General features: G+C 57.1%; 13 protein-coding genes, 1 pseudogene and 1 riboswitch. Of the genes and pseudogenes, 8 read left to right on the top strand and 6 right to left on the bottom strand.

Features of this window, described 5'->3' with window-relative positions; genetic code table 11:
• The 6 genes and pseudogenes from KHU33_RS23610 to KHU33_RS23585 all read right to left on the bottom strand — a co-directional run.
• A pseudogene (locus KHU33_RS23610) lies at positions 1 to 665 on the bottom strand (PD40 domain-containing protein); the annotation flags it as partial.
• Positions 666 to 668: 3 nt separating this feature from the next.
• Positions 669 to 1,598 (bottom strand): cell envelope integrity protein TolA, encoded by a 930-nt coding sequence (gene tolA, locus KHU33_RS23605; protein WP_211467523.1) that lies wholly within the window; start codon positions 1,596 to 1,598, stop codon positions 669 to 671.
• A gap of 10 nt (positions 1,599 to 1,608) precedes the next feature.
• A complete protein-coding gene (locus KHU33_RS23600) occupies positions 1,609 to 2,043 on the bottom strand; it encodes an ExbD/TolR family protein (protein WP_211467521.1) in 435 nt (144 codons plus the stop codon).
• Positions 2,043 to 2,744 (bottom strand): protein TolQ, encoded by a 702-nt coding sequence (tolQ, locus tag KHU33_RS23595; protein ID WP_211467519.1) that lies wholly within the window; start codon positions 2,742 to 2,744, stop codon positions 2,043 to 2,045. Before tolQ ends, KHU33_RS23600 begins: the two co-directional genes overlap by 1 nt.
• A 235-nt stretch (positions 2,745 to 2,979) precedes the next feature.
• On the bottom strand, positions 2,980 to 3,444 hold the full coding sequence (ybgC, locus tag KHU33_RS23590) for a tol-pal system-associated acyl-CoA thioesterase (protein ID WP_211467517.1): 465 nt from the start codon (positions 3,442 to 3,444) through the stop codon (positions 2,980 to 2,982).
• A 109-nt stretch (positions 3,445 to 3,553) separates the two neighbouring features.
• Positions 3,554 to 4,300: an SDR family oxidoreductase gene (locus KHU33_RS23585; RefSeq protein ID WP_211467515.1), complete on the bottom strand. Its 747-nt coding sequence runs from the start codon at positions 4,298 to 4,300 to the stop codon at positions 3,554 to 3,556.
• Between the two features lie 302 nt (positions 4,301 to 4,602).
• On the opposite strand from KHU33_RS23585, the gene KHU33_RS23580 reads away from it, so the two are divergent.
• From KHU33_RS23580 to KHU33_RS23545, 8 genes are all read left to right on the top strand, one after another.
• A complete protein-coding gene (locus KHU33_RS23580) occupies positions 4,603 to 6,954 on the top strand; it encodes a TonB-dependent receptor (RefSeq protein ID WP_211467513.1) in 2,352 nt (783 codons plus the stop codon).
• 149 nt (positions 6,955 to 7,103) lie between these two features.
• Positions 7,104 to 7,230: riboswitch (ZMP/ZTP riboswitch) on the top strand.
• 87 nt (positions 7,231 to 7,317) lie between these two features.
• On the top strand, positions 7,318 to 8,565 hold the full coding sequence (gene glyA / locus KHU33_RS23575; protein WP_211467511.1) for a serine hydroxymethyltransferase: 1,248 nt from the start codon (positions 7,318 to 7,320) through the stop codon (positions 8,563 to 8,565).
• Between the two features lie 205 nt (positions 8,566 to 8,770).
• On the top strand, positions 8,771 to 9,241 hold the full coding sequence (gene nrdR / locus KHU33_RS23570; protein WP_211467509.1) for a transcriptional regulator NrdR: 471 nt from the start codon (positions 8,771 to 8,773) through the stop codon (positions 9,239 to 9,241).
• Between the two features lie 131 nt (positions 9,242 to 9,372).
• Positions 9,373 to 9,894, top strand: a complete 522-nt coding sequence (locus KHU33_RS23565) for a GspH/FimT family pseudopilin (protein WP_211467531.1) — start codon at positions 9,373 to 9,375, stop codon at positions 9,892 to 9,894.
• A 5-nt stretch (positions 9,895 to 9,899) separates the two neighbouring features.
• Entirely contained in the window at positions 9,900 to 10,838 is a 939-nt protein-coding gene (locus KHU33_RS23560; RefSeq protein ID WP_211467529.1) for a PilW family protein, read from the top strand.
• Between the two features lie 111 nt (positions 10,839 to 10,949).
• Entirely contained in the window at positions 10,950 to 12,035 is a 1,086-nt protein-coding gene (gene ribD, locus KHU33_RS23555; protein ID WP_211467507.1) for a bifunctional diaminohydroxyphosphoribosylaminopyrimidine deaminase/5-amino-6-(5-phosphoribosylamino)uracil reductase RibD, read from the top strand.
• A 16-nt stretch (positions 12,036 to 12,051) separates the two neighbouring features.
• Positions 12,052 to 12,678: a riboflavin synthase gene (locus KHU33_RS23550; RefSeq protein ID WP_211467527.1), complete on the top strand. Its 627-nt coding sequence runs from the start codon at positions 12,052 to 12,054 to the stop codon at positions 12,676 to 12,678.
• A gap of 40 nt (positions 12,679 to 12,718) precedes the next feature.
• Complete coding sequence (locus KHU33_RS23545; protein WP_211467505.1) at positions 12,719 to 13,369, top strand: Pr6Pr family membrane protein; 651 nt, start codon at positions 12,719 to 12,721, stop codon at positions 13,367 to 13,369.
• The last annotated feature ends 47 nt before the right edge of the window (positions 13,370 to 13,416 follow it).

Below are 13,416 nucleotides of genomic sequence, written 5' to 3'. Positions count from 1 at the left end.
ACCACCGGCTTTTTGGCTTCGAACGAAACGTAGGCGACCTTGGTGCCGTCCGGCGACCAGGCCGGCGAGATGATAGGTTCGTTGGAGCGCAGTGCAACCTGGGTGCCTTCGCCGTCGGAGTCGGCGACTTCCAGCCGATATTCCTTGCCGGCCTTGATGATGTAGGCGATGCGGGTAGCGAACGCACCGCGTGCACCGATCAATTTTTCATAAATATCGTCGGCGATCTTGTGGGCGGTAACCCGCGTGTACTGTGGCGCAGCAGCCATGGCCAAAGCCGACAGCTGGGCTGATTTGACGGTATCCAGCAAGCGGTAACGGACATCGAAACGGCCGTCAGCCAGTTGCTGCACGCTGCCGACTACCAAAGCGTCGGCGCCGCGCGCTTTCCAGTCGCCCAGATTGACCTGGGTGGCTTCAGAGATGACATCGCCGGTATCAATGATCTTGAAAAAACCGCTGCGCGCCAAATCGGCCTTGATGATGGCGGTAACCTGTTGCGGCGCCAGGTTTTCGTTGCTGAAGCCGGCAATCGCGATCGGGATCTGAGTGGCGCCGACGCCGGAAGTTTCGATGCGCAATTGGGCATTTGCCGGAGCATTGAATACCAAGGCGGTAAGCGTAAGTCCGATGACCGCGAAGAGTTGGTGCAATTTATTTTTCATGGCTTACTGATCTTTCGGTTTATGGATTCCGATAAAACTGGAAGGTACAGAACCCGTTTTGTCTTTTGGATAAGGCGCCGATTTCTCAATCGCTCGTTTTACCGCCTCGTCAAAACCGGAAACTCCAGAGGATTTTCTGAGGCGCACACTTGCTACCGAACCGTCCGGAAGCAATTGGACATCGAATTCCGCTGCCGGGTTTCCTGCCAGACCTTCGGGCACATTGAAGTTAATGTTCGACTTGATCTTGGCGCCGACCTTTTGCCCATAGCCAGGATCGCCGCGCGGCCCTTGCGACTGGGCTGCCGTGCCGGTACTGTTGGCCGGGCCGTTGCCTACGGCTTGGCCCAGCATGCGCTTCATCTCGTCGCTGCGACGCTTGGTTTCAGCGGCGGCGTCGGCTGCGGCTTGCTTCTTCTTGGCGTCGGCTTCGGTCTTTTTGGCGGCGTCCAGTTTCTGTTTTTCCTGGGCAGCCGCTTTTTCCTTGGCGGCTTTTTGCTCAGCCTCGGCTTTCAGCTTGTCCTTGCGCTCTTCCTCGGCTTGCTGTTTTTGCAATTGCTTCTGCTTTTCCAGTTCTTCCTGACGTTGCAGATCCTTGCGCTCTTGTTCTTTGCGTTTCTTTTCTTTTTCCAGTGCGATTTCGGGATTCGGCAGCGGCGGAGTCACCACCTTCGGCGGCGGTGCGGTCTCCTGGATTACCGGCTCCGGTTTAGGCACGGGCGTCGGCTCCGGCGTCGGTTCCGGCGGGGTTGGCGCGGCGTCCTTGATTTGCGGGTTCCAGACTTCAGCCTCGACCGCTATCGGCTGCTGGCTTTGCCAGTGAATGCCGAACCACAGGAATGCAAACAAGACGGCGTGCACTGTCGCCGCAAGGGCGATGGCGCGGATGCCGCCGGGTTCTTTTGGTACGGAATACGGGGAGTTGCCTGTCATAACCAGATCGTCACTTTGTCGCCAGTCCGACGCGGTTAATGCCAAGCATCTTGGCTTCCGAAATGACCTTGATCACTTCGTCGTATTTAATATCCTTGTCGGCGGAAATCATCACCGGCATGTCAGGTTTGTCATCATGCAAGGCTTGCAGTTTTTGTTTCAAGCCATTGCGGGGCACGCTTTCCGCCTTGCCGAGGCCGCTTTTCTGGCCGTTGATGCGAATACTGGTCTGTTCACCGGGTTTCAATGTGATCTCGATGTACTCGGTCGGCGGGGTCGCCGATTTCGCCGCATTCGGCAAATTGATGACGCTGGGGTTGGTCAGCGGCGCCGAGACCATGAAAATCACCAGCAACACCATCATCACGTCGATGTACGGAACGACGTTGATGTCCGCCTTGAATTTGCGGGTGCGGCCGCCGCGCATGGAGGATGAGCCCGACATTAGTGCGCCTGACGTTGCAAGATGTTGGAGAATTCTTCGATAAAGCTTTCGAAGCGGATTGCGAGGCGATCGACATCATGCGAAAAACGGTTGTAGGCAACCACTGCCGGAATCGCTGCAAACAAGCCGATCGCGGTGGCGATCAAGGCTTCGGCGATACCAGGCGCAACCGCCGCCAGCGTCGCTTGTTGTACGTTTGCCAGCCCGCGGAAAGCATTCATGATGCCCCACACGGTGCCGAACAGACCGACATACGGCGATACCGAACCGACCGAGGCGAGGAAGGCCAGATGCGATTCCAGCGCATCCATTTCACGCTGGTAAGCCGCGCGCATGGCGCGCCGTGCGCCGTCCAGCAAGGCTGCGGAATCGCTGCCGCCCTTGTTGCCGAGCGAAGCTTTAACCTTGTTGAACTCGCCCATGCCGGCTTCGAAAATCCGTTCCAGTGCGCCGCTTTTCCCTGCGCTTTTGCGGCGATTCGAGGTGGCGTCCTGATACAGCGTGCTCAGATTGCCGCCGGACCAGAATGCGCGCTCAAATTCTTCCGTCTGCGAGCGCGCGCTGCGGATGGCAAACATCTTGCGGAAAATATAAGTCCAGCTCATGAGAGATACTGCCAGCAGCAGCGCCATGACCAGCTGTACTAATACGGATGCATTGGTAATTAGGGTAATAAACGAAAGATCTTGGGTGACAGTCATGGATAGCGGTCTTGAGGGATGGTCTTAGGTTTAAGTAAAATACTCAAACAGTGAATTGTAATCGTAAAGTGCTTACCGCCAAATTAGCAATTGGTGAAGGCAATGTTGCCCGGCGTTATCGTGTTACTCCGGCATCCTTGCAATGCAGCATAAGACTGCGTCCGCTGGACGAAGGTTCATTGTGGCGTCAGAGTTGCTGTTGTGAACTATTTGAATAGGCGGAAACAAGCATGGTTCATGCCACCGCCTGCACCGTATTGCCGGTGCCGGGCTTGATGTTATGCATGACTTGCTTCGGGATTGCCTGCGGCCGGAAGCTGGCGGCATTGACGCAGACCACGCTGATGCGGCCGGTCGCCAGCAAAACCGGTTCGCCTTCGCCGAGGCGCCAGGCTTGCTGAATAAAATCCACCGCCACACGGCCGATACGTTCGACCACCACGGTAAGCTCCAGTTCATCGTCCAGCTTGGCCGGCGCATGATAGTCGACGCCGGTGCTTTTGACGACAAACATCACGCCATCGGTCTGTTCCAGCGTGCGCTGGCCGACACCAGCGGCGCGTAGCCATTCGGTGCGGGCGCGCTCGAAAAATTTCAGATAGTTGGCATAAAAAACCACGCCGCCGGTATCGGTATCTTCGTAGTACACCCGGATACGCCAGCTAAAGTCTGCATGCGGGGCGGAGGTTATCTTGCTCATCAGTTGTATTGCGTTTTGAACGTTGCATATGGGGGGATTGGCTGCAGCCGTGAGTTGCGCTGCAGCCGCTTCAGCCTGCTTTTCGGCTTATTTCCTACTTACTTTCTACCTAATTGCGCTTGATGCTCATGCCGGCAAAGCCCTGGCAGTTCGGCATCATCTCGATGCGGTTGATATTGATGTGGGCAGGCAAGGTTGCGACCCAGTAGGCGGTATCGGCGATATCGCCCGGTGTCAGAGGCTGCGTGCCTTCGTAGACTTTGGCCGCAGCCTCGTCGTTGCCGCGATAACGCACGTTCGAAAACTCGGTGCCGCCACACAAGCCCGGCGCGATGTCGGTTGCGCGCACGCCGGTGCCCACCAGGTCGGCGCGCAGGTTGAGCGTGAATTGCTTGACGAAAGCCTTGGTGGCGCCATACACATTGCCGCCCGGATAAGGATATTCGCCGGCGATAGAGCCAAGGTTGATCACGGTGCCGCGCCCACGCGTCACCATGCCTGGCAATACCAGGCGCGTCATGGTCACCAATCCCTTGCAATTGGTTTCTATCATGGTTTCCCATTCTTCCAGCGAGGCTTGCTGCGCCGATTCCACGCCCAGCGCCAGGCCGGCGTTGTTGACCAAGACATCGATCTCTTGCCATTCCGGCGGCAGGGCCGCCAGCGCGTTGCTGATCGAAGCTTTGTCGGTGACATCCATGACGATCGGCAGGACTGCCGCGCCCAGTTCGGCGGCCAACTGATCCAATCTATCCTTGCGACGACCGGTGGCGATGACCCGATGGCCGTTCTTGGTGAATTTACGCGCCATTTCGGCGCCGAAGCCAGCTGTTGCACCGGTAATCAAGACAATCATGGTCAATGCTCCTGTTGTTGCGTGTTGATGTAGCTGGAAATTGTAGCCCAATTTGCCATGCGCGCCGTCGACAATCGCTGCCGCTCTCACGCCCGCATGCCTGTCGCAGAAGTGCGGTTTCATATTTGCTTTGGTGCAAGCTGCACCAGAACATGACATGAGACGGTAAAGACCGGCCCTGGCAAGTCACTCAGGATTTTATTCCTCTATATCGATATTCCCCTTTTGCAGAAACCCTGGCGTGGCATGGATATTGCTGGGAAGCATTTTTCATCGCTGCATACCATAAGGGCTATAAAACAATGAGACACCGTTCCGCGAATTTGACTTGCGTTATTGCAGTCGCAGCAGCAGCTTCAACATTGCTGGCGGCTACGGCTTCTGCACAACAAGTGCCAGACAGCAAGCCAGACGCCAATACAACCGCCGCGCCTGAAACAAAAAAATCGGCGAAGCCGACTGATCAGATTGAAGCGGTGGTCGTCACGGCGCAAAAACGCAAGGAAGATGCGAGCAAGGTGCCGCTGAGCATCTCGGTAATGAGCGGCGAGGATCTGCGGGCTTCGCACATCAACGATTTTTCCGACCTGACGCGGGCCATGCCGAATATCTCGTTCTCGGGCGCCAGCGGTTCGGGCGCAGGTCTCAGCAATATCGAAATCCGCGGCGTCAGTTCGGCCGCAGGCTCGGCAACTGTCGGCGTGTATCTGGATGATGTCTCGATGACTACACGCAATCTATACAGCATGGGCAGTTCCGAACCGAAATTCTTCGATATCGATCGTATCGAAGTGTTGCGCGGACCTCAGGGCACACTGTATGGCGCCAGTTCGATGGGCGGCACCATCAAGTTCATCAGCAACCAGCCCAACTTGAAGGAAAGAGAAGCCAGCTTCTATTCGGAAACCTCCGCGACCAAAGGCGGCGGCACCAACTACACCGTCAACGGCGTCGTCAACCAGCCCTTGATTCCGGGCGAGCTGGCATTGCGCATCGGCGTGCAAACCGGCCATGAGAGCGGCTATATCGACCAGGTATCGCCTAGCACCGGCAATGTGATTGCCAAGGGCATCAACTCGCAGGATTCAAGCGTGGTTAAGCTGGCGATGAAATGGGCGCCGACCCGCAACCTTAGTTTCACGCCATCGGTGTTCTATCAGGAAGTCAATTCCAAGGATATCGATGCCTCCTATCTGACGCTGCCCGCCAACCAAACCAGCAAGCTGGTGCGCGAACCTGGCAACGACCGTTTGCTGGTGCCTAGCCTGACCGTCAACTACGACATGGGCAAGGCTGATCTGATCTCGGTCTCCAGCTTTTATCAGCGCACTTTCAATCGTACCCAGGACGGCACCGCGGTCAACAATTTAGGCTCGGCGGTGCCGGCTACGCCGCCCGGCCTTGCTGCAGCGATCGGTGCTCTGCCGTCGGCGGTCTACCTGCAGAACCAGGTGCGGCAATTCTCGCAAGAGGTGCGCGTCATCTCCAAGCCGTATGATCAGAAAGTATCGCCGATCACATGGCTGGGCGGCGTCTATTACGCCAACCTGCATACCAATGTCACCGACAACGAACCGATTTTTGGTCTCAACTCTACCTACGCCGCTTTCGGCGCCAATCCGGCCGATCCGGGCCAGCTCGGGATTGCCTTCCCGAATGACAATTCCTATTTCAGTGAACGGCATTACCATACCGAGCAAAAAGCGGTGTTCGGCGAGCTGAATTATTATTTCATGCCGAACTTGCACGGCACCGTCGGCATGCGTTATCTGGAAGCCACCGATAGCTTGAGCCGCAACGGCGACTATTACTGGAACGGCGGTCCGACCAGCTCATCGGTCAGCACCAAGTCCTCGGCGTTTACGCCGAAGTATTCGCTGATCTGGGAAGTCGATCCAAACAACACGGTGTACACATCGGCTACCGAAGGATTCCGCCTGGGCGGCAATGATCGTCCGATTCCGGCGTCGCTGTGCGCCGCAGACTTCAGCAATCTTGGCATCACGCAAGCGCCGACCTCATTCAAATCCGACAAGCTTTGGAGCTATGAACTTGGCAACAAGTCACGTCTCTTCGGCAATCGCCTGTCGTTCAACGCCGCCGTCTTTTATATTCAATGGGATGGCTTGCAGCAAGATATTCAATTGCCCGGTTGCGGCTTCGATTACGAGACCAATGTCGGCAAGGCCAAAAGCTACGGCGCGGAGTTCGAGATCAAAGGCAAGCCGACTTCCAACATAGTGCTCGGCCTGTCCGGCGGTTACACCAACGCCACCTTGTCGTCCGATGTGCCGTCATTGAAAGCCCACGCCGGCGATCCGATTCAGGGCGTGCCCAAATACAATGCCAGCCTGACCGGCCAATATACCTTCAACCTGACTGGCGATTACTACGGTTTTGCGCGCGCCGCCGCGCACTGGACCGGCAGCAGCCACGGCACCTTGGTAGCAACCGATCCGGACTATCAGCGGCCGGCGTACAGCACCTTGGACGCCAGCGTTGGCGCCACTTTCGATCAATGGGAAGTGACCCTGTTCGTCAAGAATGCGACCAATAACGATAAGGTGATTCAGCGTCCAAACGTGCAATCGATATCAGAAGGCTATCGAATTGCGCCGCGGACAATAGGCATCAGCCTGTCGGGCAAGATATAAGCACTCGCTGATCGCTTTATTATCTTTTTATAAATCCTGTTCAAGCGCCGCCCTCCGGGGCGGCTTTTTTTTCAGCGTTGATTTCCAACGTTGAAGCGCGCTGCCAATCTTGCCCAAACCAGGTGCTTCGCTTACAATAGCCGCACCATTTCGTCTCACGTGACTGGCGAAAAAACCGGACCGCGCGGATTCACAAGATCGCAGCGGCTTTCGGCAAAAGGTGGGCATCCACCGGGAAGCGTGAGATTTCATCCGCCGTACGCCTGGGCAGCCCGAATGGAAAGTACGACTGAGGCTGCCGCATTTCCCTAATATATTGGCCCTCATTCGATTTAGGCACACCCTTATCGATTGGAGTATTACATGTTCGAGAAAAACCATACCATCGCCAATGTCGATCCAGAATTGTGGAGCGCCATCCAGAAAGAAAACCACCGCCAGCAAGAACATATCGAGCTGATCGCGTCGGAAAACTATACTTCGCCTGCCGTGATGGAAGCGCAAGGCACGCAGCTGACCAACAAGTACGCTGAAGGTTATCCAGGCAAGCGTTATTACGGCGGTTGCGAATTCGTCGACATCGCCGAACAGCTGGCGATCGATCGCGTCAAGGAATTGTTCGGCGCAGAAGCCGCCAACGTGCAGCCGAATTCCGGTTCGCAGGCCAACCAGGGCGTGTTCTTTGCGATGCTCAAGCCGGGCGACACCATCATGGGCATGTCGCTGGCAGAAGGCGGCCACCTGACGCACGGCATGGCATTGAACATGTCCGGCAAGTGGTTCAACGTAGTGTCTTACGGTCTGAACGAAAAAGAAGAAATCGATTACGAAGCATTTGAGCGTTTGGCGCACGAAAAGAAGCCAAAGCTGATCATCGCCGGCGCCTCGGCTTACGCCTTGCGCATCGATTTCGAGCGGATGTCTAAAGTGGCTAAAGCGGTCGGTGCTTACTTCATGGTCGACATGGCGCACTACGCCGGCCTGATTGCTGCCGGCGTATACCCGAATCCGGTGCCGCACGCCGACTTCGTGACGTCGACCACCCATAAATCCCTGCGCGGCCCGCGCGGCGGCATCATCCTGATGAAGGCCGAGTTCGAAAAAGCCATCAATTCGGCAATTTTCCCCGGCATCCAAGGCGGCCCGCTGATGCACGTCATCGCTGGTAAAGCGGTAGCGTTCAAGGAAGCGCTGACGCCGGAATTCAAGGCGTATCAGCAGCAAGTGGTGAAAAATGCCGACGCTCTGGCGAAAGCACTGATCGCACGTGGCTTGCGGATTGTTTCAGGCCGTACCGAATCGCACGTGATGCTGGTTGACCTGCGCGCCAAGAACATCACCGGCAAGGAAGCCGAAGCGATTCTCGGCGCAGCGCACATGACCTGCAACAAGAACGCCATCCCCAATGATCCGGAAAAGCCATTCGTCACCTCCGGCATCCGGGTTGGCAGCCCGGCGTTTACTACGCGCGGCTTCAAGGAAGCGGAAGCGACCAAGGTCGGCAACCTGATCGCCGACGTGCTCGACAATCCGCATGACGCAGCGACCATCGAACGGGTCAAGGCTGAAGTCAAGAAACTGACTGATGCTTTCCCAGTGTATGCGGCTTGATGCTTGATGCACTGATTGCCGATGCGCCACAGGGCTTATCGGCAATTTAGAAAGACCATGGGCCCGGCGCAGCTTGAACTCTGCACGGGCCCATGCACCATGTAATGTCATTTTTTTGGGGCATGCGCGTGGCTGCGAAAAGGAATAATGTAGAGATGGAACTACCGACACTGCCCGCTGCAATAACCTTCGGATTACCGTCATCATGAAATGTCCATTCTGCCAGCATGAAGAAACCCAGGTGCTCGACACGCGCGTGTCGGAAGAGGGCGATTCGATTCGTCGCCGGCGCCGTTGCATTCAATGCGACAAACGCTTCACCACCTTTGAACGGATAGAACTGGCGATGCCGGTGATCGTCAAGAAGAACGGCAGCCGCACCGATTTCGATCCGCTCAAGTTGCGCGCCAGCCTGATGCTGGCCTTGCGCAAGCGCCCGGTGTCAGTCGAGGCGCTGGACGAGGCGTTGCAGCGTATCAAGGAAAAATTGCTGTCCAGCGGCGAGCGCGAAGTTCTCTCCGGCCATGTCGGCGAGCTGGTGATGCGTGAATTGAAGCGCCTGGACAAGATTGCGTATATCCGTTTTGCCTCGGTCTACAAGAGCTTTGAAGATGTGGCGGAATTCCAGAACATGATTGAAGAATTCTCCGGACCGCCGCCGGGCCGCAGAAAGTAAATTCTTAAATAAGTTGGCGCCGCTTTGAGCGGCGCTATTTTTTTGCGAAAATGGTTGTTAAAAATGACACAAATATAGAACAATTACCGGGAGCAGCTATGCGTTTATTGCGATGTTTATTGCGATCACCGATGCATTTTTTTGCGCGAGACTCAGGTTTCACGCTGATTGAAGCCATGATTGTGCTGGCGATCATGTGCATCCTGTTGAGCCTTGCTTTGCCATCCATGCGGTCGTTTGTGATTCAGAACCGGCTGTCGGCAGAGACCGGCCAACTGATTGCTGCGCTCACCCTGGCGCGCAGCGAGGCCATCCAGCGCGGCCGGGCGGTGCTTGTCTGCCGCAGCATTGATGCCGACTCCGCCGGCGCGCGATGCAGTGCGGCGGCTACCGCTGAGCGCGTTGGCGGCGACTGGGGCGCCGGCTGGCTGGTGATGGTCGGCGACAGCCGGCAGATATTGTCGCGGCAAGGCGCGCTGGATGACAATACCCAGGCCAGCGCTGGCAGAACCTCGATTACCTATAACGGCAGCGGCAACGCCAGTAGCAGCTTTACCAATCTGGTGTTCAGCCACAATGGTGAATTTGCGCGCACAGTGTGTATCGCCAACTCCGGCCGTATCAGCGTAAGGAAGGATGGCGGCCCGTGCTGAGCACCATGTCCATCTGCAATAAACGCGTGCTGAAAACGTCTCTCCGGCACGGATTTTCGATGGTGGAATTGCTGGTCGCGATGACGCTTGCTGCCGGCGTGCTGTTGTTGATTACAACGCTCTATCTCAGCAGCAAAGCCAGCTTTGGTTTGAGCGAGGAGAAGCGGCGGCTGCAGCAGGACGGCAGCTACGCCATGGCACTGATGGAGCGGGATTTGCGGCAGGCGGGCTTTGGCAATCTGGCCAGTACCGGGCCCTCCGCAAGTGCTGCGCCTATCACGGATTTCATTCTAGCCGACGGCACGCCGGCGCAAGGTTTGCGTGGCTGCCAACATGGTTTCGCCAAACCCCTGGGCTCGGGAAAAGATTTTTCGTGCAGCGCCGGGCCCGGGATGGCAGGTATTGAAATCAGTTATCGGCTGGACGACTATGCCGATCCAGCCAGTGGCGCCGGTGCTGACTGCAATGGGGCAAGCGTGGAGCGCAGCGCAGTGCCGCCCGATCATCCGGCCTACTTGCTGGCGCCATATGTCAGCATTGCGCGCAATCTGTTTTTTGTCGCCATGCGTACCGGCAGCAGCACCAATGTTCTCTACTGCCATGGCAATGGCAACAAGAGTGCGCAACCGATAGTCAATAATGTCGAAGATATGCAATTGATGTATGGCGTGGCGGCGATTGGTGATGCGACGCCGAGCCAGTTCTTGAATGCCACACAGGTAGCGAGCTTATCCGGCGACCAGCACCAGAACTGGGAACGAGTGATCAGCGTCCGGCTGTGTCTGCAGCTACGCGGCGATGACAATCTCACCGTCGAGCCGCAGCGCTATGTCGATTGCAGCGGCGCCGCCAGATTCGCCAGCGATCGCCGTCTGCGGGCAGTATTCCAGCGGGTCGTCACTTTGCGCAATCGGGCTGCCGCCAGCTTGGCGCCGCCGCTTTGATGCCGGCTCTAGCCGGCATCGCATTTTAACTAGCGGTTGCCACGGCATATTTTGTACAATCACCGCATCTCTTCTTTCTGATGGCTCTCACATGATTTTCAGGCTTACCCCATGACCACGGCTGAATTGTTGATGTCGCAAGCTTTGCAGCTTGCCGAAAACGGTCTGCTGTCGAGTGCGCCAAATCCCGCCGTCGGTTGCGTGATCGTCAAGGACGGTCAGATTATCGGCAGCGGATTCACCCAGCCGCCGGGCGGCAACCATGCCGAGATCCAGGCGCTGCAAGACGCCGCCGCCAAAGGCTTTGATGTGCGCGGCGCAACCGTGTATGTCACGCTAGAGCCGTGCAGTCATTTCGGCCGCACGCCGCCCTGCGCCGACGCCTTGCAGCAGGCTGGCGTAGCCAAGGTGGTGGCAGCCGTGGAAGATCCCAATCCGCTGGTGGCAGGGCAGGGCATGGCGCGCCTGCAAGCGGCGGGGATCGCGGTCGAATCCGGCGTCCTGGCGGCGCAGGCGCGCGAGCTGAATATCGGATTTTTTACGCGTATGCAAACCGGCAAACCTTGGGTGCGGCTGAAGGTAGCGGCCAGCCTGGACGGCAAGACCGCCTTGCATAACGGCCAAAGCCAGTGGATTACCTCGCAGGCGGCGCGCGACGACGGCCATATGTGGCGCGCCCGCGCCGGCGCCATCCTGACCGGCATCGGCACCGTGAAAGAAGACAATCCGCAACTGACGGTGCGCACCGTGCAACTGGCGCGGCAGCCGCTGCGGGTGATCGTCGACAGCAAGCTCAGTATCAGTCCGGATGCAAAAATCCTGGCCGGCGGCGGCAACCTGATTTTCAGCGCGACCGTCGATGCCGACAAACAGGCGCTGCTGGAGCGGCAGGGAGCGGAGGTGGTGGTGCTGCCGAATGCCGGCGGCAAGGTCGATTTGCCGCAAGTCATACTTGAGCTCGGCAAACGCCAGATCAATGAATTGCATGTCGAAGCCGGTTCCAAGCTGAACGCTTCCCTGATCCGGGAACATTGCGTCGATGAATTGCTGGTCTATCTGGCGCCGGCCATCCTGGGCGACGGCCGCGGCATGTTCAACCTGCCCGCGCTGGAAAATCTGCAGGATAAGCTGACCCTGAAATTTCACCAAATCAAGCAGATTGGCGAGGATTTGCGTATCCTTGCACGATTCCTTTAATTTTTATATTGTCATCATGTTCACTGGTATCGTCGCTGCCGTCGGCAAAATCACTTCTGTTAAACCGTTGGGTTCGAGCGCCGAAGATGGCGTCAGGCTGAGGATCGATGCCGGTGCTTTGTCGCTGGCCGACGTCGCACTTGGCGATTCGATTTCCTTGAACGGCGCCTGCATGACGGTGGTTGAAAAGACTGCCGACAGCTTCGAAGTCGACGTCTCGCGCGAAAGCCTGAATCGCACCGTCGGCCTCGACGCCAGCGGCGAAGTCAATCTGGAAAAGGCTTTGACCCTGGCCGACCGCCTGGGCGGCCATCTGGTCTCCGGCCATGTCGACGGCCTCGGGCTGGTGCAGAAATTCGAGCCGGTGGGCGAATCCTGGGAGCTGGTGATCAAGGCCGCGCGCGATCTCGCCAAATACTTTGCCTATAAAGGTTCGGTGGTGGTCAACGGCGTTTCCCTGACGGTGAACCGGGTCGACGATGTGGCCGACGGCTGCCTGTTTTCGATCAACCTGATTCCGCACACGATTGAAGTGACGGCGTTAAAACACCTGCAGGTCGGCAAGCAGGTCAATCTGGAGGTGGATCTGATCGCACGCTATGTGGAACGCATGTTGAGCGTCGATCAAGGTATCGTTTCTTGAAGCGGGCCGGCCAGAGCCCTGGTTACACCGGGTTTCGTTTATGAAAAAAACTATCGCACCGCAATTGTTGCTGCTGCTGATTGCGCTGATTGCGTGGTTTTCGATTGCCGCGCAATTTTCCATTTCAGTTCCGATCCTGGTGGCCAAGGGAATGAGTTACGGCGAGGCAGTCTGGCGCATGTTCGACTATCTGACTATCCTGACGAATATTCTGCTGGCGGTGTGCTGCACACTGCTGTTGCTCAAGCCAGACTCCGCGCCCGGCCGGTTTTTCTCGCGGCCAGGGGTGCTGACTGCAATGGCCTTGTACATCATTTTTGTCGGCCTCGGTTACAACCTCCTGCTGCGCAACCATGCGCCGTTCACCGGCTTGCACAGGCTTTCGGATGAAGGTTTGCACACCGTCGTCCCCGTGCTGTTCGTGTTGTACTGGCTGCTGTTTGCGATGAAGAGCGGCTTGCAGGCAAAAGACAGTCTTTTATGGCTGATCTACCCGCTGGCTTATTTCATGATGGCGATGGTACGCGGCAGCTTGTCGGGGTTTTATCCCTATCCGTTTCTGAATGTCGCGCAGCTGGGCTACCCGCGGGTGATGGCCAACGCTGCCATGCTGCTGATAGGGCTTTTCCTGATTGCCATGGCGCTGGTGGCAATTGCCAGATACAAGCGCCAGCACCTGGCGATAGATTAGGGCCTGTTAACAATTGATTTGGGAGATGCGTTCCAACCAAAACGTGC

It is taken from the genome of Collimonas silvisoli (assembly GCF_018305005.1).
In the GTDB taxonomy this organism is placed as follows: domain Bacteria; phylum Pseudomonadota; class Gammaproteobacteria; order Burkholderiales; family Burkholderiaceae_D; genus Collimonas; species Collimonas silvisoli.
This window is presented reverse-complemented; position numbering and strand designations above follow the sequence as displayed.